The organism is uncultured Amaricoccus sp., from assembly GCF_937891315.1.
GTDB lineage: Bacteria > Pseudomonadota > Alphaproteobacteria > Rhodobacterales > Rhodobacteraceae > Amaricoccus.
The window spans coordinates 12723-29699 of record NZ_CALAGI010000134.1 but is presented as its reverse complement, the minus strand read 5'-3'; the positions used below and the strand labels follow the sequence as shown (position 1 = coordinate 29699).

General features: G+C 68.5%; 17 protein-coding genes. 4 read left to right on the top strand and 13 right to left on the bottom strand.

The features are described 5' to 3' along the window. Positions 1–288, bottom strand: a 288-nt coding sequence (locus tag Q0480_RS12720; protein WP_299133472.1) for a hypothetical protein, incomplete at its 3' end; no start/stop codon positions are given. A 156-nt stretch (positions 289–444) separates the two neighbouring features. On the opposite strand from Q0480_RS12720, the gene Q0480_RS12715 reads away from it, so the two are divergent. Beyond that, complete coding sequence (locus tag Q0480_RS12715) at positions 445–1149, top strand: SIMPL domain-containing protein (protein ID WP_299133470.1); 705 nt, start codon at positions 445–447, stop codon at positions 1147–1149. 45 nt (positions 1150–1194) lie between these two features. On the opposite strand, the gene Q0480_RS12710 is transcribed toward Q0480_RS12715, so the two are convergent. Both Q0480_RS12710 and Q0480_RS12705 read right to left on the bottom strand, forming a co-directional pair. After that, positions 1195–2484, bottom strand: coding sequence for an O-acetylhomoserine aminocarboxypropyltransferase/cysteine synthase family protein (locus Q0480_RS12710; RefSeq protein ID WP_299133468.1), 1290 nt, complete (start codon positions 2482–2484; stop codon positions 1195–1197). Positions 2485–2579: 95 nt separating this feature from the next. Beyond that, the gene (locus Q0480_RS12705; RefSeq protein WP_299133467.1) at positions 2580–3431 is read right to left on the bottom strand and encodes an LOG family protein; all 852 of its coding nucleotides are present in this window, start codon (positions 3429–3431) and stop codon (positions 2580–2582) included. Between the two features lie 298 nt (positions 3432–3729). Here Q0480_RS12705 and dapD point away from each other — a divergent pair, with 298 nt between their 5' ends. Beyond that, positions 3730–4602 (top strand): 2,3,4,5-tetrahydropyridine-2,6-dicarboxylate N-succinyltransferase, encoded by an 873-nt coding sequence (dapD, locus tag Q0480_RS12700; RefSeq protein WP_299133465.1) that lies wholly within the window; start codon positions 3730–3732, stop codon positions 4600–4602. Further along, complete coding sequence (locus tag Q0480_RS12695) at positions 4602–4943, top strand: hypothetical protein (protein ID WP_299133464.1); 342 nt, start codon at positions 4602–4604, stop codon at positions 4941–4943. Before dapD ends, Q0480_RS12695 begins: the two co-directional genes overlap by 1 nt. A 278-nt stretch (positions 4944–5221) precedes the next feature. Here the strand turns inward: Q0480_RS12695 and Q0480_RS12690 are convergent, their stop codons facing one another. From Q0480_RS12690 to cyoA, 5 genes are read right to left on the bottom strand one after another with little or no spacing between them, the layout of a single operon-like run. Continuing rightward, positions 5222–5947, bottom strand: a complete 726-nt coding sequence (locus Q0480_RS12690) for an SURF1 family protein (RefSeq protein WP_299133462.1) — start codon at positions 5945–5947, stop codon at positions 5222–5224. A 28-nt stretch (positions 5948–5975) separates the two neighbouring features. After that, positions 5976–6398, bottom strand: a complete 423-nt coding sequence (gene cyoD / locus Q0480_RS12685; RefSeq protein ID WP_299133460.1) for a cytochrome o ubiquinol oxidase subunit IV — start codon at positions 6396–6398, stop codon at positions 5976–5978. Continuing rightward, the gene (cyoC, locus tag Q0480_RS12680; RefSeq protein ID WP_299133459.1) at positions 6395–7033 is read right to left on the bottom strand and encodes a cytochrome o ubiquinol oxidase subunit III; all 639 of its coding nucleotides are present in this window, start codon (positions 7031–7033) and stop codon (positions 6395–6397) included. The genes cyoD and cyoC overlap by 4 nt, the downstream gene beginning before the upstream one ends. A gap of 4 nt (positions 7034–7037) precedes the next feature. Beyond that, positions 7038–9044, bottom strand: coding sequence for a cytochrome o ubiquinol oxidase subunit I (cyoB, locus tag Q0480_RS12675; RefSeq protein ID WP_299133457.1), 2007 nt, complete (start codon positions 9042–9044; stop codon positions 7038–7040). A gap of 16 nt (positions 9045–9060) precedes the next feature. Next, a complete protein-coding gene (cyoA, locus tag Q0480_RS12670; protein ID WP_299133456.1) occupies positions 9061–10143 on the bottom strand; it encodes a ubiquinol oxidase subunit II in 1083 nt (360 codons plus the stop codon). Positions 10144–10300: 157 nt separating this feature from the next. Here cyoA and Q0480_RS12665 point away from each other — a divergent pair, with 157 nt between their 5' ends. Continuing rightward, positions 10301–11599 carry an MFS transporter gene (locus Q0480_RS12665; protein ID WP_299133454.1) on the top strand — a complete coding sequence of 433 codons (1299 nt, stop codon included), beginning with the start codon at positions 10301–10303 and terminating at the stop codon, positions 11597–11599. A gap of 46 nt (positions 11600–11645) precedes the next feature. On the opposite strand, the gene Q0480_RS12660 is transcribed toward Q0480_RS12665, so the two are convergent. The 5 genes from Q0480_RS12660 to Q0480_RS12640 form a co-directional block, all read right to left on the bottom strand. Then, positions 11646–12320, bottom strand: a complete 675-nt coding sequence (locus Q0480_RS12660; RefSeq protein ID WP_299133452.1) for an NUDIX hydrolase — start codon at positions 12318–12320, stop codon at positions 11646–11648. A 7-nt stretch (positions 12321–12327) separates the two neighbouring features. Next, a complete protein-coding gene (locus tag Q0480_RS12655; RefSeq protein WP_299133451.1) occupies positions 12328–12759 on the bottom strand; it encodes a DUF983 domain-containing protein in 432 nt (143 codons plus the stop codon). 82 nt (positions 12760–12841) lie between these two features. Further along, positions 12842–14761 carry an ATP-dependent zinc metalloprotease FtsH gene (ftsH, locus tag Q0480_RS12650; RefSeq protein WP_299133449.1) on the bottom strand — a complete coding sequence of 640 codons (1920 nt, stop codon included), beginning with the start codon at positions 14759–14761 and terminating at the stop codon, positions 12842–12844. An 84-nt stretch (positions 14762–14845) separates the two neighbouring features. Continuing rightward, on the bottom strand, positions 14846–16120 hold the full coding sequence (tilS, locus tag Q0480_RS12645; RefSeq protein ID WP_299133473.1) for a tRNA lysidine(34) synthetase TilS: 1275 nt from the start codon (positions 16118–16120) through the stop codon (positions 14846–14848). After that, a complete protein-coding gene (locus tag Q0480_RS12640; protein WP_299133447.1) occupies positions 16117–16956 on the bottom strand; it encodes a tetratricopeptide repeat protein in 840 nt (279 codons plus the stop codon). The genes tilS and Q0480_RS12640 overlap by 4 nt, the downstream gene beginning before the upstream one ends. Between the last annotated feature and the right edge of the window lie 21 nt (positions 16957–16977).

The following is a 16977-nucleotide window of genomic DNA, read 5'->3' as shown; positions in this document are numbered from 1 at the left end:
CGCCATGCGCGCCGCCGCCGCGCCGCGCGCCTCGGCCCGGCGGGCCAGCGGCGTGGCGCCGCGCAGCTCGATCGAGCCGCGCCAGACCTCGCTCTCGGGCAGGACGACGGTCAGCCGCGCCCCGGCCCGCGCCACCGTCCCGCCGAGGGCGTGGAGGCGCGTGGCAAGAGCCGGACCGGCGAGATCGACCTCGGCGACCGGCTCGGACCGGCCCTGCTCGACCAGCGTAATGGATGGATAGCCGAAGAGCAGCCGGAATTCCGGCTTGCGTGAAGATGTACTGCTCATGCCTGCCCCGATCTTTGTCGAGTGTTACCTGTGGGGCGAGCATAACGAAAAAGTCAGAGCCAAGCTAGCGTTACGACGCGTTTCGATGAAATTTCCGGTTGCCGGCGCGCGGCGCTGGGCGCAGATCTGGCGCAAACCACCGGAGGAAGACCAGAGATGCGCTTGCATTCGACCGCCGCCGTCCTTCTGCTCATCGGCGCCGCGACCCTCGCGACGCCACCCGCCAACGCCGAGGAAGCCCCGCGCCAGATCACCGTCACCGGCGCGGCGGAAGTGCTGGCGCCGCCCGATCTCGCCACCATCACGGCCGGTGCGCAGACCCAGGCGACGACGGCGGCGCAGGCGCTGGAGGGGAATTCCACGCTGATGACCGAGATCTTCGCCGAGCTCGAAGGTCTCGGCGTCGCCCGCGCGGACCTTCAGACCAGCCAGCTCAGCCTCGATCCGGTCTGGGAGCAGCCGGCGGACGGCCAGTCGACGCCGCCGAAGATCGTCGGCTATCAGGCGAGCAACATGGTGACGATCAAGCTGCGTGAGATCTCGACGCTTGGTTCGGTGATCGACGCGCTGGGCGGCGCGGGGGCGAACCGGATTTTCGGCGTTTCCTTCGAGGTCGAGGATCCTCGCCCGCTGCTCGATCAGGCGCGGACCCAGGCCATGGCCGACGCGCGGGCCAAGGCCGAACTGCTGACCAAGGCGGCGGGCGTGACGCTCGGCCCGGTGCTCACCATCCACGATACGCCGGCGATGGGCTCCCTCGGTCCGCTGCGCGCCAAGGCCGATATGGCGATGGCAACGCCGGTCGCCGAAGGCACGGTAACGCTCGGCGCCGATGTCGAGGTGGTGTTCGGCCTCGAATGAGACCAGCGCGCGCCGGCGGCCCCGGTGGGCGCCGGCGCGGCGGGCTCAGGCCGTGGCCTTCGCCAGCGCCTGATCGAGGTCGCGGATCAGGTCGGCGGGGTCTTCGATGCCGATGGACAGGCGCACGACGTTGGATCCGGCGCCCGCCGCCTCGCGCTGGGCGTCGGAGAGCTGGCGGTGGGTGGTCGAGGCGGAGTGGATGATCAGCGAGCGGGTGTCGCCGAGATTTGCCACATGGCTGAACAGCTCGACGGAATCGACGAGCTTCACGCAGGCCGCGTAGCCGCCCTTGACCGCGAAGGTGAAGATCGCCCCGGCGCCGCGCGGATAGAGCCGCTTCGCCCGCGCGTTCCAGGGCGAGGAGGCGAGGCCGGCGTAGGTGACGTATTCGACGCGCGGATCGGCCTCCAGCCAGGCGGCGACGGCCTCGGCGTTCTCCACATGCTTCTTCATGCGCAGGCTCAGGGTCTCGATGCCGAGCAGGGTGTAGAACGCGCTCTGCGGCGCCATGGTCATGCCGAGGTCGCGCAGGCCGATGGCGATGCCGAAGAAGGTGTAGGCCATGGGGCCGAAGGTCTCGTGGAACCGGAGGCCATGATAGGCGGGCTCCGGCTCGGTCAGGCTCGGGAACTTGCCGGCCGCGGTCCAGTCGAAGCGGCCGGAATCGACCACGGCGCCACCGGTGACGGTGCCGTTGCCGGTCAGGTACTTGGTGGTGGAATGCACCACGAGGTCGGCGCCCATCTCGATCGGCCGGCAGAGCCAGGGCGTCGCCGAGGTATTGTCGACGATCAGCGGCACGGCGAGCGCCTTCGCCACCTCGGCCACCGCCGGGATATCGGTGACATGACCGCCCGGGTTCGAGATGCTTTCGCAGAAGATCGCGCGGGTATGCTCGTCGGCCGCGGCGGCGATGGCGGCGGGATCGTCGAAATCGACGAAGGTCGCCGACCAGCCGAAGCGGCGGATGGCCTGGCTGAACTGGGTGACGGTGCCGCCATAGAGCCGGGTCGAGGCGATGAGATTGTCGCCGGGACGCATCAGCGGGAACAGCGCCATCAGCTGCGCCGCGTGCCCGGAGGAGCAGCAGACGGCGCCGACCCCGCCCTCCAGCGTCGCGATTCGTTCCTGCAGCACCGAGACGGTGGGGTTGGTCAGGCGGGAGTAGATGTAGCCCACCTCCTGAAGGTTGAAGAGGGCCGCCGCGTGATCGGCGTCGCGGAAGACATAGGCCGTGGTCTGGTAGATCGGCGTCTGGCGCGCGCCGGTCGCGGGATCAGGCCGGGCGCCGGCGTGGATCTGAAGGGTGTCGAAGCCGAAGGGGGTGTCGGACATGGTTTCCTCGCTGGCCGATATCTGGGGCCGGCCTCTGGGCCGGTTCGTGGCGAGGCTATGTCAGGCGGCGGGCGGCTGGCAACCGGGGGAGCGGGTCAGCCGGCGAGGCCGGTCGGGCCGGGCCAGTCGTCCATCAGCGCCACGGCCTCGGCGGCGGTCTCGACGAAGCGGAAGAGGTGGGTGTCGGGCGGCGAGATGGTGCCGGCCTCGACCAGCGCGTCCCAATTGATGATCCGCCGCCAGAACGCCTCGCCGAACAGCAGGATCGGCATGCCGGCCATGCGCCTGGTCTGGATGAGGGTCAGGGTCTCGAACAGCTCGTCGAGCGTGCCGAAGCCGCCGGGAAACACCGCTACCGCCTTGGCCCGCAACAGAAAATGCATCTTGCGGATGCCGAAATAGTGGAAGTTGAAGCTGAGCTCGGGGGTGCCGTAGAGGTTCGGCACCTGCTCGTGCGGCAGGACGATATTGAGGCTGATCGAGCAGCCGCCGGCCTCTCTGGCGCCGCGGCTGCCGGCCTCCATCACGCCGGGGCCGCCGCCGGTGCAGATGACGTTCTCGCGGCAATCGCTCCCCAGTGACTTCAGGGTGACGAGGCGGGCGAATTCGCGGGCCTCGTCGTAATAGTGGGCGAGGGGGACGAGGCCGGGGGCGCGGGCGCGCTCGATATGTTCGGGATCGGGGACGCGGGCGCCGCCGAAGATGACCACGGTGGAGACGATGCCGCGTTCGATCATCGCGAGCTCCGGCTTCAGCAATTCGAGCTGCAGGCGGACGGCCCGCAGTTCCTCGCGCTTGAGGAAGTCGGGGTCGGCGAAGGCGAGGCGGTAGCTCGGCGACAGCGTCTGCGGCGTGTCGCGCTGGCGTTCCCATTTCGCCTGATCCTCGGCCGCGTCGGGGAACCGGCGCAGCGGCTCGATCGGTCTGGTCTCCGTCGGCTTGTTCATCAGGCGCCTCGTGCCTCGGCCTCTCCGGCTCGCCAGCATGTCAGCGAAACCTTAGCGAACCCTATCCTCCGGGTGGCCGCGGGGTGCAAGCGGCCTGCGCGGGGCGGTTCGCGTCGAAACGGGATCATGCCCCGGAAAAGGCGGGGAAAATCGCGTGTGCGAAACATGCGGAAAACGTATGGAAACCATGTGTATACTGGTTGACGGCGGGTTAAGAGGCGAGGTCCGGGCGCGATTGCGCGGCGCCGTTCGACGACCTATAGACTGCGCCCGTCCGCCAGAGCGAAAGGCCCGGCCCATGACCAGAGCCACCGAGCTTGCAACCAAGCTTGCCACCGAGCTTGAACCCGCCGTCGAAGAAGCCTGGGAGATGCGCGAGAGCATCTCGCCCGCGACCGGCGGCGCCGCGCGGGCGGCGATCGAATCGACGCTCGAGGCGCTCGACAAGGGCGCGCTGCGCGTCGCGGCGCGCGGGGCGGACGGCCGCTGGCAGGTGAACCAGTGGGCCAAGAAGGCGGTATTGCTCGGGTTCCGTCTGCGCGACATGGCGCCACAGTCGGGCGGACCGCAGGGTGGCGGCTGGTGGGACAAGGTCGATTCCAAGTTCGAGGGCTGGACCGAGCATGATTGGCGCGCCGGCGGCTTTCGCGCCGTGCCGAGCGCGGTGGTGCGGCGCTCGGCCTATATCGCGCCGGGCGTGGTGCTGATGCCGAGTTTCGTCAATGTCGGTGCCTATGTCGGCGAGGGCACCATGGTCGATACCTGGGCGACCGTCGGCTCCTGCGCGCAGATCGGCAAGCATGTGCATCTGTCCGGCGGCGTCGGCATCGGCGGCGTGCTGGAGCCCTTGCAGGCCGGGCCGACGATCATCGAGGACAATTGTTTCATCGGCGCGCGGTCGGAGGTGGTCGAGGGCTGCGTGGTGCGCGAGGGTTCGGTGCTCGGCATGGGGGTGTTCATCGGCCAGTCGACCAGGATCGTCGATCGGGCGACCGGAGAGGTCGTCTATGGCGAGGTGCCGCCCTATTCGGTGGTCGTGGCGGGCAGCCTGCCCGGCAAGCCGTTCCCCGACGGGACGCCGGGTCCGAGCCTCTATTGCGCGGTGATCGTCAAGCGGGTGGACGAGCGTACGCGGTCGAAGACCGGGATCAACGAGCTGCTGCGCGACTGATGACCCAGGAGGTCTATACGCTGCTGGTCGAGGTCGGGCGGAAGCCGGGCGACGGGCTGCCGAAGGGAGCGACGGGCGCGGGTCTGCTCTGCTATGCGAGCGGCGTCGATGAGGAGGAGGCGGTGCGGGAGACGGTCGCGGTGCTGAAGGCCGCCGATCTCGCGCCGCTCGACGTGACGGGCTATGGCACGTTGGCCGAGCGGCTGGCCGAGGGGCACGAGGTTCCCGAGGAAGAGCGCGCGCTGATGGAGCGGGCGCGGGCGGAGAACGCGGTGATCGTCGCGGAGATGACGCCGCATTTCGAGGCGGAAGAGGGCAAGCCGCCGGCCGGGCGGGCCTGAGGGGCGCCGGGCGGGCGCCGTGCTGATTTTTGGCCGTTTCGCCGCCGTATTTCCCGGCGGCCGCCTCTTGCCGACCTGCCGGGGGCAGGTCGCGGCGGGCGCGCGCCCGGAGGAAACCTCCGGAGGGCGCGAGGGGTGCGGATTTCTCCAGAGCTTGCAGATCGTGACGGGCATGCCCGGCTTGACCGTTGAAAACGGTCATGCCCCCGGCAGGGCATGACCGTCACGATCTCGCCGACGGTCGAGATCGTGAAGGGAGAACTTCACGACCATCCGTCTCAACGGCGACGACGGACGATCCCCACCGCCGCGGCGAGGCCGGCGGCGAGGGCGAACCAGGTCAGGGCATAGCTCAGGTGGCTGTCGCGGAAATGGATCACGGTCAGGCCGCCGACCGGAAGGCCGCCCGGATTGGGCGTGGCGTCGGCGTCGATGAAATAGGGCGCGGTGGCGCCGAGCCCACCCGCCTCGGCGATGGCCGCGACATCGCGGGAATACCAGCGGCCGGCGGCGGGATCGTTGGCGCGGAGAAAGCCGCCACCGGGTTCGGTGAGGCGGAGGAGGCCGGTGACGACAACCTCGCCGGCCACCTGCCCCGCCGGCCGCGTGGCGGGGTCGCGGCGGTCCTGGGGAACGAAGCCGCGATTGACGAGCAGGGTGAAGCCCGGCGTTTCGAGCGGGGTCAGGATCCAGTAGCCGGGGCCGCGCGCCGTTACCGCCTGGACGGGGATCTCGCGGTCGTGGAGAAGGCGCCCGGTCGCCTCGACGCGGCGATATTCGTCGCGCTCGCGGCTGACCGCTGGCCAGTCGGCCGGGCCCGGGGCGGCGACCGGGGCGGCGGCGAGGCGGGCATCGACCCGCGCGATCAGATCATGCTTCCAGGCGCGGCGCTCGAGCTGCCAGACGCCGAGCGCGAGGAGGCCGGCGATGACCACCACGACGCCGAAACCGACAAGCGACCGAACCCGATCGCGCCCGCCAGGGCCACCTGGCGACGCGACCATGCGGCGGTCTTCTATGGTCCGCCCCGCCTCACTCCGAGGCGGGGGCCTCCATGCCGGGCATGTCTTCCATCCTCGGCATCATGTTCTGGTTCAGATGGAAGACGATCCACAGCGACCCGGCGAGGGTGATCACCACCAGGATGATGGTGAAGGAGGTGGAGAGCAGGATCCAGCCGCCTTCGGCCTTCGGCGTCATGTGCAGGAAGAAGATCATATGCACGAGAATCTGCGCCAGCGCGCAGATCAGGACGATGGCGGCGGTATAGGCCGCGCTGTCGATCGGCCGAGCCATCACCAGAATGAAGGGGATCGCGGTCAGGATCACCGACAGCACGAAGCCGGTCACATAGGATTCGAAGGTCCCGTGCGGCGCATCATGCGAATCCGGCCCGTGCCCATGCCCGTGCCCATGGTCGTCGCTCGGTCCGACCGCGGCGGTCTCGACGCTCATCGCAGCACTCCCATCAGATAGACGAAGGTGAAGACCCCGATCCAGACCACGTCGAGAAAATGCCAGAACAGCGACAGGCAGGTCAGGCGCCGCTGGTTGGCGGCGGCGAGGCCGCGCTTGTTCACCTGGACCATCAGGACGCACAGCCAGACGAGCCCGAAGCTGACATGCAGCCCGTGCGTGCCGACCAGGGCGAAAAAGGCCGAAAGAAACCCCGAGCGCTGCGGTCCCGCGCCCTCGTGGATCAGATGGGCGAATTCATAGAGCTCGATGGCGATGAAGGCCAAGCCGAAGCCGCCGGTGATGGCCAGCCATTTCAGCGTCTCCTTCTGGTCCCCCCGATGCATCGCCAGCATGGCGAAGCCATAGGTGATCGAGGAGAGCAGCAGCATGGTGGTATTGAGCGCCACCAGCGGCAGATCGAACAGGTCGCGCGGCCCGGGCCCGCCCGCGAGGCTGGCCCCGAGCACGCCATAGGTTGCGAAGAGCACTGCGAAAATCAGGCAGTCGCTCATCAGATAGATCCAGAAGCCGAGGTTGGTCGACCCGCCTTCCGGATGATGGACCTCCTCGAAGACGTGGAAGTCGGTCGGGGAGAAGTCGGTCGGCGAGAGGCCCTGCGCGTTCGCGGTCATCGGCTCAAACCCTCCCGTCCAGCAGCCGGGTCCGCGCGTTCTCGACCGCCGTGACGTCGGCCGCGGGCACATTGAAGTCGCGGTTGTAGTTGAAGGTATGCCAGATCGCGCTGCCGATCGTGCCAATGAAGGCGAGCGCGGCCAGCCACCAGATGTACCAGATGAGCGCCATGGCGCACACCGTGGCGCAGCCCGCGATCAGTATGCCGGAGCCGGTGTTCTTCGGCATGTGGATCGGCTGATAGCCCTCCAGCGGGCGCCGGTAGCCGTGCGCCTTCATGTCCCACCAGGCGTCGTGATCGTGCACGACCGGGGTAAAGGCGAAGTTGTAGGACGGCGGCGGCGAGGATGTGGCCCATTCCAGAGTGCGCGCGTCCCAGGGATCGCCGGTCGTGTCGCGCAGCTGGTCGCGCCGCCAGATCGAAACGCCGATCTGGATCAGGAAGGCCGCGATGCCGCAGGCGATGAGCCCGGCGCCGAGAGCCGCGATCAGGAACCAGATCTGCAGGCCCGGGTCGTCGAACACCCGCATCCGCCGGGTCACGCCCATCAGGCCGAGGATGTAGAGCGGCATGAAGGCGATCCAGAAGCCGACGATCCAGCACCAGAAGGAGACCTTGCCCCAGAAGGGATCAAGGCTGAAGCCGAAGGCCTTTGGCCACCAGTAGATCATCCCGGCGAAGAGGCCGAAGAGCACGCCGCCGATGATGACATTGTGGAAATGCGCGACGAGGAACAGCGAGTTGTGCAGCACGAAGTCGGCCGGCGGCACCGCGAGCAGCACGCCGGTCATGCCGCCGATGGTGAAGGTCAGCATGAAGGCGACGGTCCACATCATCGGCGCCTCGAAGCGGATTCGTCCGCGATACATGGTGAAGAGCCAGTTGAACAGCTTCGCCCCCGTCGGGATCGAGATGATCATCGTCGCGATGCCGAAGAAGGAATTCACCGATGCGCCGGAGCCCATGGTGAAGAAATGGTGCAACCAGACGATGTAGGACAGGATGGTGATGCAGACCGTGGCATAGACCATCGACGAATAACCGAAGAGCCGCTTGCCGGAAAAGGTCGACGTGACCTCCGAATAGACGCCGAAGGCCGGGAGGACCAGGATATAGACCTCCGGATGACCCCAGATCCAGATGAGGTTCACATACATCATCGCGTTGCCGCCATTGTCGGCGGTGAAGAAGTTGGTACCGACGTAGCGGTCGAGCGACAGCAGCACCAGCGTCGCGGTCAGCACCGGAAAGGCGGCGACGATCAGGATGTTCGAGCAGAGCGCCGTCCAGGTGAAGATCGGCATCCGCATCATGGTCATGCCGGGGCAGCGCATCTTGATGATCGTCACGATCAGGTTGATGCCCGAAAGCGTCGTCCCTACCCCCGCGACCTGTAGCCCCCAGATATAGTAATCGACCCCGACATAGGGCGACCCGTCGAGCCCGGAGAGCGGCGGGAAGGCGAGCCAGCCGGTCTGGGCGAACTCGCCGACGAAGAGCGAGGTCATCACGATGACCGCGCCGCCGACCGTCATCCAGAAGCTGAAATTGTTGAGGAACGGAAAGGCGACGTCGCGCGCGCCGATCTGCAGCGGCATGACGAAGTTCATGAGGCCCGTGACCATCGGCATCGCCACGAAGAAGATCATGATGACGCCGTGCGCGGTGAACACCTGATCGTAGTGATGCGCCGTGAGGTAGCCCTCTGAGCCGTTGAACGCCCAGGCCTGTTGCAGCCGCATCATCACCGCGTCGGCGAAGCCGCGCAGCAGCATGATCAGGCCGAGCACCATGTACATGATGCCGATGCGCTTGTGGTCAACGCTGGTGAACCATTCGTGCCAGAGATAGCCCCAGAGCTTGAAATAGGTCAGCGCCGCGAGGAGCGCGACGCCGCCAACCGCGACGGCGGCGAAGGTCACGACCAGGATCGGCTCGTGGAACGGCAGCGCGCCCCAGGTCAGCCGGCCAAAGAGGAAGGTGGTCTCGATATGTTGTTCCGTAGCCATTCGCGCCGCGCCCCGGTCAGAGTTGCTTGCCCGACCCGCTCAGCGCGGGGGGCGGGGTGAGCAGGACGATGTCGTCCGGCCCGAATTGCTGGATCGAGTCCGCGACGGTGCAGATCTGGGCGACATGGAACGGCATCGAGCCGATCGCGCTCGCCTGACGACCCTCGGCGGGGATGATATTCATGGCCCCCGCGTGGCCCGTGCCGCCGTGGCCGTCAAGGGACATCATCTCGTCGATGCACATCCGGCCCTCCTCGACGCAGCGATTGAGCGCTCGCCGGAACAGATCCGGGTCGACCGCGCCGAAGTGTCGCGGCGGCGTGTTCTCGCTCCGCTCGGCGAGGGCGAGGTAGCCCGGCCGGTCGAGCGTTTCGCCACTGGCGCGAACCTCCGCCACCCAGGCGTCGAAGCCCGGCGAATCCAGCCCGTGGAACCGGAACCGCATCCCCGAGAAGCCGGCCCCGCTGTAGTTCGAGGAGAAGCCCTCGTAGTCGCCGCGCAGGTTCATGACCGCGTGCAACTGCGACTCCATCCCCGGCATGGCGTAGATCATGCCGGCGAGCGCGGGAACGTAGAACGCGTTCATCACGCTCTGCGACGTCAGGTGGAAATTGATCGGCCGGTCGATGGGCGCCGCCGCCTCGTTGACCGTGGCGATGCCGTATTCGGGATAGATGAACAGCCATTTCCAGTCGAGCGCCACCACCTCGACCTCGAGCGGCGGCACCCCTTCGGGAACCGGGCGCCGCTCGCCGATGTGGGTGAGCGGCCGGAAGGGATCGAGAAGATGGGTGCCGACCCAGGTCATGCCGCCGAGGCAGATGATGATCAGCAGCGGCGCGGCCCAGATGGCGAGTTCGAGGCTGGTGGAATGATGCCAGTCTGGATCGTAGTCCGACTTGCGCTTCGCGCTGTAGCGCCAGGCGAAGAAGGCGGTGAGGCCCATCACCGGCACGATGATGAGCAGCATGAGCAGCGTCGCGCTCACCAGCATGTCCCGCTGCTGCGCCGCCACATATCCGGACGGGGACAGGACGACCATGTCGCAGCCGCCGAGCAAGGCGAGAGCCGGCAGGGTTAGAAGCAACCGTCGTCGCATGGTGAAGTCCCCCGTTCGATCCCGCGGCGCCGGGCCACTGCCGCGAGGGCGGATATGGCGCCGGACTGATTCCCTGCTATCTTAACCGGAAGCGACGGCTATAAGGAAACTCGGGCCGTGGCAAACGCCCAGATTGTTGCGAGGAGGCACCTCACGAATGACCCAGGTGAGCGACACAGCGCTCGACGCTGATGGCGGGCGGGCACAGTCCCATACCAGCGTCGCCGACATGGCCGTCGGCGTCGTCATCGGACGAAGCTCCGAATTCTTCGACTTCTTCGTCTATGCGATCGCCTCGGTGCTGGTGTTCCCGCGGGTGATGTTTCCGTTCCTCGATCCGCTCGACGGCGTGCTCTGGTCCTTCGTTCTGTTCGCGCTCGCCTTCGTGGCCCGGCCGTTCGGCACAATGATCTTCATGGCGGTGGACAGGCGATTCGGCCGCGGCATCAAGCTGACCGCGGCGCTGTTCCTGCTCGGCTGCTCGACCGCGGGCATCGCGTTCATGCCCAACTACGCCGTGGCCGGGGGCTACGCGATCCTGATTCTCGCGGTCATGCGCATCGCCCAGGGCATCGCGCTCGGCGGCACCTGGGACGGGCTCCCCTCCCTGCTGGCGATGAACGCGCCGGAGGGCAAGCGCGGATGGTATGCGATGATCCCGCAGATCGGCGCGCCGGTCGGGCTCTTCGTTGCCAGCGCGCTGTTCATCTATCTCATCACCGGCCTGAGCGAGCAGGAGTTCCTCGACTGGGGCTGGCGCTATCCGTTCTTCGTCGCCTTCGCGATCAACGTCGTGGCGCTCTTCGCCCGGCTTCGGATCGTCGTCACGCCGGAATACGAGGAACATTTCCAGAGCCTCGACCTCCACCCGACCGGCGCGCGTGAGACGATCGCGGCCGACGGCGTCAATATCCTGATCGGCGCCTTCGCCCCGCTCGCGACCTTCGCCCTGTTCCACATGGTGACGGTGTTCCCGCTGTCCTGGGTCTATCTTTCGACCGGCGATTCGATCTCGGGGTTCCTCGGGATCGAGATCGGAACGGCGCTGCTCTGCCTGGTCGCGGTCATCGCCTCGGGGCCGCTCGCCGACAATTTCGGCCGGCGCCGGCTGCTGATCGCCTGCGCGCTCGCCATCGGCGTCTTCGCGCTGGTCGCGCCGGCTATGCTGAATGGCGGGCAGGTGGGCGAGTTCTTCTACATGGTCATCGGCTGCGCCCTGCTCGGCCTGTCCTTTGGCCAGTCATCGGGCGCCGTCGCCTCGCGCTTCTCGCCGAAATATCGCTACACCGGCTCGGCGCTGACCTCGGATCTCGCGTGGCTGTTCGGCGCCGGCTTCGCGCCGCTGGTCGCCCTGCTGCTGGCCACCACCTTCGGCCTCGCCTCTTCCGGTGCCTATCTGCTTTCCGGCGCGGTCTGCACGGTGATCGCGCTCTTCCTCAGCGGACGGCTGGAATAGTCGAACGACTGATCGGCCCGCGGGTTCCGGCCCGCGGGCGTCGCTGTCAGGGGGCGAGCAGGCGGAAGTGCGAGCCGTCCGCGTCATGATCAAAGAAGGGAATCGGTCGGGCGGCGTCGTGGGGCGCTTCGAAGATCGCCTCCAGTTCGGACAGGACAACCTCGGTGATGAAGGGCAGTGCCAGCTTGCGCGCCGCGGCGAGGTCGAGCCAGCTCAGATAGAGCAGTTCACCCGACGCGCCCCCGAAATCGTCCACCGGATTGAACAGATCGCCGGCCTCCGCCAGATAGAATCGGGCATCGAACCGGCGCGGCCGGCCCGGCGGCGTGACCGCACGGAAAAACAGGCGCAGGTCGGCTGGTCGCGGCCCCAACCCGGCCGCGAAGAAGCCACGCCAGCCTTCGGGCACCTCCGCCGCGTCGGGAACGGCCGAGACATCGGGCGCGCCGAGCATCAGCCCGGTCTCCTCCCAGAGCTCGCGGATCGCGGCGAGCGGCAGCGCGCGGGCGAGGGTCGGTTCGTTATCGGGATCGAGCGAGGTGGCGAGCGCGAGATCTCCGGGATCGACGGCGCCGCCGGGGAAGACGAACTTGTCGGGCATGAAGACCGCGCCGGCGCCACGCTGGCCCATCAGCACCCGGATCTGGTCACCATCGCGCCGGACCACGACGACGGTCGCGGCGTCGCGGATCGGGACCGCCCCTGTCCCGTTGTCTCCCATGCGTCGGCTACCGGCTCGCGGCGAGCTTGCCGGGCTGCGCCGCGCCGAAGCCATGCATGCGCTTGGCCCACTGGAAACCGACGAAAGCGCCTTTCAGCCGCGGCAGCAGATAGAGCGAAAGGGCGACGAAAACGACCGAGAATCCAACCGCCATGACCCACCCCGCCGGCCGCCAGATGGTAAAGACGGTCAGCATCAGCGGCGCCAGGATGTGCCCGGTGATGAGGATGGTCGCCCAGGCAGGCCCATCGTCGGCGCGCTGGTGGCTCATGTCGGCGCCGCAGGCGGGACAGGCTGGCCGCACGGTCAGATAGCCATCCATCAGCGCGCCCTCGCCACAGGCGGGACAGGCGCGCCGCCAGCCGCGCCAGAGCGCGCCGGCGAGGCTACGATCATCCGAAGGTGCGGCGGGAACAGCGGCGGCGTGATTCTCGATCATGCCGGATCATATCGTCGCGGACGGGCGCCGGCCAGTGGCCAACCCGTCGCACGAAAGTCGCGGGCCCGCCGAACGCCTGGGGTCAGGCGATCGGCTCGGGCTCCATGCCGTTGTCGCCGCGCGGCGGGCGGGACTTGCCGGTCTTCGGGATCGCCGAGACCGAGCCTCCGTCGTCGCGCGCGTCGCCATCGTCGTCGCCACCGCGATTGAGCGGCTGGCCAGCGATCACCCGGGCGATTTCCTTGCCGGTCAAGGTCTCGTATTCGAGCAGCCCGTTCGCCATGCGCTCGAGATCGTCGCGCTTCTCGGTGAGGACGCGGCGGGCGGTGGCATAACCCTCGTCCACCAGCGCCCGGACCTCGGCGTCGATGAGCTCGTGCGTATCGGGACCGGCGTTGACGCCGCCACCCTGAGGCCCGAGATAGGAGAACTGCTCGTTGGCATAGTCGATATTGCCCAGCTTCTCCGACATGCCGAACTTGGTCACCATCGCGCGGGCGATCCGGCTGACCTGCTGGATATCGGACGCGGCGCCGGACGTCACCTGATCCGGGCCGAAGGTCAGCTCCTCGGCGACCTTGCCACCCATCGCCATGGCGATCATCGACTTGTACTTGGTTTTCGTCACCGAGAGCTGGTCGCGCTCCGGCAGCGACAACACGAGGCCAAGGGCGCGGCCGCGCGGGATGATCGTCGCCTTGTGGATCGGATCATGCTGCGGAACATTCAGGCCGACGATGGCGTGGCCCGCCTCGTGATAGGCGGTCAGCTTGCGCTCGTCGTCGGACATGACCATCGACCGGCGCTCGGCGCCCATCATCACCTTGTCCTTGGCGTTCTCGAAATCCTCCATCATCACGAACCGCTTGCCGGTCCGCGCCGCCATCAGCGCCGCCTCGTTGACGAGGTTGGCGAGATCGGCGCCGGAGAAACCGGGGCAGCCGCGCGCGATGATGCGGAGGTCGACATCCGCCGCGAGCGGAACCCGCCGGGCATGGACGCCGAGGATCTTCTCGCGCCCCTTGATGTCGGGGTTCGTCACCTGCACCTGCCGGTCGAAGCGGCCGGGGCGCAGCAGCGCGGGGTCAAGCACGTCCGGGCGGTTGGTGGCGGCGATCAGGATGACGCCCTCGTTCGCCTCGAAGCCGTCCATCTCGACCAGAAGCTGGTTCAGCGTCTGCTCGCGCTCGTCGTTGCCGCCGCCGTAGCCCGCGCCGCGGTGCCGGCCGACGGCGTCGATCTCGTCGATGAAGACGATGCAGGGCGCGTTCTTCTTCGCCTGCTCGAACATGTCGCGGACACGGGATGCGCCGACGCCGACGAACATCTCGACGAAGTCCGATCCCGAAATCGTGAAGAACGGCACGCCGGCCTCACCCGCGATGGCGCGGGCCAGCAGCGTCTTGCCGGTGCCCGGAGGGCCGACGAGCAGCGCGCCCTTGGGGATCTTGCCGCCGAGGCGGCTGAACTTCTGCGGATCGCGCAGGAACTCGACGATCTCCTCCAGCTCCTCCTTGGCCTCGTCGATGCCGGCGACGTCGTTGAACGTCACCTTGCCCGACTTCTCGGTCAGGAGCTTCGCCTTGGACTTGCCGAAGCCCATCGCGCCGCCGCGGCCGCCGCCCTGCATCCGGTTCATGAAGAAGATCCAGACGCCGATCAGCAGCAGGAACGGCAGCCAGAGTCCGAGCGCGGACATGATGCCCGACTGTTCCTGCGGCACGGCGCGAATTTCGACGCCGGCCTCGCGCAGATCGGGCAGCACGTCGGTATTGCGCGGCTGTACCGTCTGATAGGAGACGCCGTCCTTGCCGGTCACGAAGACCTTCTCGCCGTCAAGCTGCACGGAAGAGACCTGTCCGTCCTCGACCTTGTTCAGGAATTCCGAATAACTGATCTCGCGCCCCATGCTGGTGCGGCTTCCGTTCGAAAAGACGTTGAACAGCGCGACCATCAACAGGAAGAGGATGATCCAGAACGCGATATTCTTCGTGTTGCCCACAGGCCCATCTCCTAAGCGACCGCTTCGGCCGCGCGCGCGGCCCGTTAGGTCTTGCAACCTAACATAAGCATCCAGGCCGCGGATTCAACGCAATATCGTGACATGCCACGGCGACGGGCTCCCGGAGAAGCGCCGAACCGCCGGCCCTATCCCCGGTCGCGCGATCGGGGCGGCCAGGAGCGTGTCGCCGTGCCAGACCGCCGGCGTGGTCAGGAGCGCCTCGCGCGGCAGGCCGCGGGCGCGCCATCGCGGCAGCCGCGCGAGGCCGGCGGCGCCGAGCGCCCCGATCCGAACCCCCGGATCCGCCGGGAGCGGCCCCTCGAAGCGCCAGCGTCCGTCCCAGCCGTCGGGGCCGGGTTCGACCGGGGGCGCCACCCGCGCCGGCTCGCGCCGGATCGCGACCCCGCCCGCCGCGGCTCCGGTCGTGGGGCGCAGCACGCAGCCGTGCAGCGTGACGCCGGCCCCCAGTCGCCCCTGCTCGATCGCCGCCAGCGCCGTTCGGAGCCGTGCGAGCCGCGGGCGATAAGGCGCGCCCGAGACCCAGCAGAGCGCCCCGGCGAGCAGCCGAAGTCGGGCCTCCTCCGTCGCGCCGGCCAGCGCGGCGGGATCGAGCGTCGCATCGCCGGCCGGTCCCGCGACGAGGCAACGCGCCGCGAGGTCGGCGGTCATCCGGTCGAGCGCCACGCGGGCGCGCCGCATCGCCGCCGCCGTCGCGGCCAGCCGCTCCGGCCCGATGCCGAGCGCTTCGAGCGGTTCCAGCGCCGCGCGGGCGCGCACGCGATCGAAGGCGGGATCGGCGTTGCCCGGATCCTCGACCCATCGGATGCCGGCACCGCGCAGCAACCGGCGCAGCGCCTCGCGCCGAAGCCCCAGCATCGGCCGCAACCAGAGCACGCCCTCGGCCTCGGCCACCTCGGCCATGGCGGCGAGGCCATCGACGCCGGACCCTCGGGCGAGGCGCAGCAGGAAGGTCTCCGCCTGATCGTCGAGCGTGTGGCCAAGCGCCACGGCGCCGAGGCCACGCCCTCGCGCCCACGCGGCGATCAGCCGGCGTCGCGCACGGCGGGCGGCGTCCTGAAGGTTGCCGCGACCGTCCCAGCCGGTCCAGCGCAGCGTCTCGTGCGGAATGCCGAGCGCGGCGCAGAAACGCGCGACGCCCTCGGCCTCGGCGGCGGCGGCGGCCCGGAGACCGTGGTCCACCGTCACGACCGCGACCGGACGCCCGCGCGCCAGCGCCCAGTCGTGCGCCAGCAGCAGCAACGCCATGGAATCGCCGCCGCCCGAAACGGCGATGCCAAGCTCGCCATCCGGCGCGGCGGAAAGAACGGGATCGAGCGCCTCGGCCAGCGCGGCCGTCATTCGCACCCGAGGTCCCGCTTGCGCGCCGCGACATCGCCCGCCACCTCGGAGCCGGGATAGCGGCTGTCGACCTCGATCAGCGTCAGGCAGGCTTCCTGTGTCTGGCCGAGCTCTCCAAGGCTGACGCCGAGATGATAGAGCGACTTCGCGGCCAGCGTTCCCTCCGGCGCGCCGCTGAAGGCGTCGAGAAAGCTCCGCGCCGCGCCGCGCCAGTCGGATTGCGCGGCCTGCGCCTCGCCCCGGCGATATTGCGCCTCGCTCGACAACGGTCCGCCCGGATAGGTGGCGAGGAAGGCGCCGAAAAGTTGCGCCGCCTTGGCATTGTCGCCGGCGGCGGCGGCGGCGACGGCGACGTCGAAATCGGATTTCTCGGTCACCGTCAGCTGCGGCGCGCCCGCGCTGGCGGCCGGACCCGGGACGGCGGCCGGCGCGCTCGGCCGCGGCATCGGCGTCAGCCCGCCGCCCAGCGGCTCGGGCTTGGCGACGAGCGCCGTGTCTCCGCCTTCGAGCTCGGTCAGCCTGAACTCGATATCGCCGACCCGGTTGGTCGCGTCCTGCGTGATGCGCGAAATGTCGTTGCTGAGCACATCGACCCGGTTGGTGAGGCGCTTCAACTCGTCCTGCAGCTGATCGAGCCGGGTCAGCGCCGTCGCGGGTTGTGTCGGCAAGCCGCGGGTGGAGCCCTGCCTGACGAGCTCGTTGCGAAGCTGTTCGACCTGCCCGTTGAGCAGATTGAGCTCGGCCTGGATGTCGGCGACCGTTTCCGCCCCGACCGGCGCGGCGAGGCCGAAAACCAGCGCCATGCCGAGCAAGCCCTTCCGCCAATATGCCGGCATCGCCACCCTATCGCCCCGGTT

What these genes read in the sequence shown, in the direction of transcription:
- Q0480_RS12715 (WP_299133470.1), top strand. Translation starts at nt 445, where the DNA reads ATGCGCTTGCATTCGACCGCCGCCGTCCTTCTGCTCATCGGCGCCGCG.
- Q0480_RS12710 (WP_299133468.1), bottom strand. Translation starts at nt 2,484, where the DNA reads ATGTCCGACACCCCCTTCGGCTTCGACACCCTTCAGATCCACGCCGGC.
- Q0480_RS12705 (WP_299133467.1), bottom strand. Translation starts at nt 3,431, where the DNA reads ATGAACAAGCCGACGGAGACCAGACCGATCGAGCCGCTGCGCCGGTTC.
- dapD (WP_299133465.1), top strand. Translation starts at nt 3,730, where the DNA reads ATGACCAGAGCCACCGAGCTTGCAACCAAGCTTGCCACCGAGCTTGAA.
- Q0480_RS12695 (WP_299133464.1), top strand. Translation starts at nt 4,602, where the DNA reads ATGACCCAGGAGGTCTATACGCTGCTGGTCGAGGTCGGGCGGAAGCCG.
- Q0480_RS12690 (WP_299133462.1), bottom strand. Translation starts at nt 5,947, where the DNA reads ATGGTCGCGTCGCCAGGTGGCCCTGGCGGGCGCGATCGGGTTCGGTCG.
- cyoD (WP_299133460.1), bottom strand. Translation starts at nt 6,398, where the DNA reads ATGAGCGTCGAGACCGCCGCGGTCGGACCGAGCGACGACCATGGGCAC.
- cyoC (WP_299133459.1), bottom strand. Translation starts at nt 7,033, where the DNA reads ATGACCGCGAACGCGCAGGGCCTCTCGCCGACCGACTTCTCCCCGACC.
- cyoB (WP_299133457.1), bottom strand. Translation starts at nt 9,044, where the DNA reads ATGGCTACGGAACAACATATCGAGACCACCTTCCTCTTTGGCCGGCTG.
- cyoA (WP_299133456.1), bottom strand. Translation starts at nt 10,143, where the DNA reads ATGCGACGACGGTTGCTTCTAACCCTGCCGGCTCTCGCCTTGCTCGGC.
- Q0480_RS12665 (WP_299133454.1), top strand. Translation starts at nt 10,301, where the DNA reads ATGACCCAGGTGAGCGACACAGCGCTCGACGCTGATGGCGGGCGGGCA.
- Q0480_RS12660 (WP_299133452.1), bottom strand. Translation starts at nt 12,320, where the DNA reads ATGGGAGACAACGGGACAGGGGCGGTCCCGATCCGCGACGCCGCGACC.
- Q0480_RS12655 (WP_299133451.1), bottom strand. Translation starts at nt 12,759, where the DNA reads ATGATCGAGAATCACGCCGCCGCTGTTCCCGCCGCACCTTCGGATGAT.
- tilS (WP_299133473.1), bottom strand. Translation starts at nt 16,120, where the DNA reads ATGACGGCCGCGCTGGCCGAGGCGCTCGATCCCGTTCTTTCCGCCGCG.
- Q0480_RS12640 (WP_299133447.1), bottom strand. Translation starts at nt 16,956, where the DNA reads ATGCCGGCATATTGGCGGAAGGGCTTGCTCGGCATGGCGCTGGTTTTC.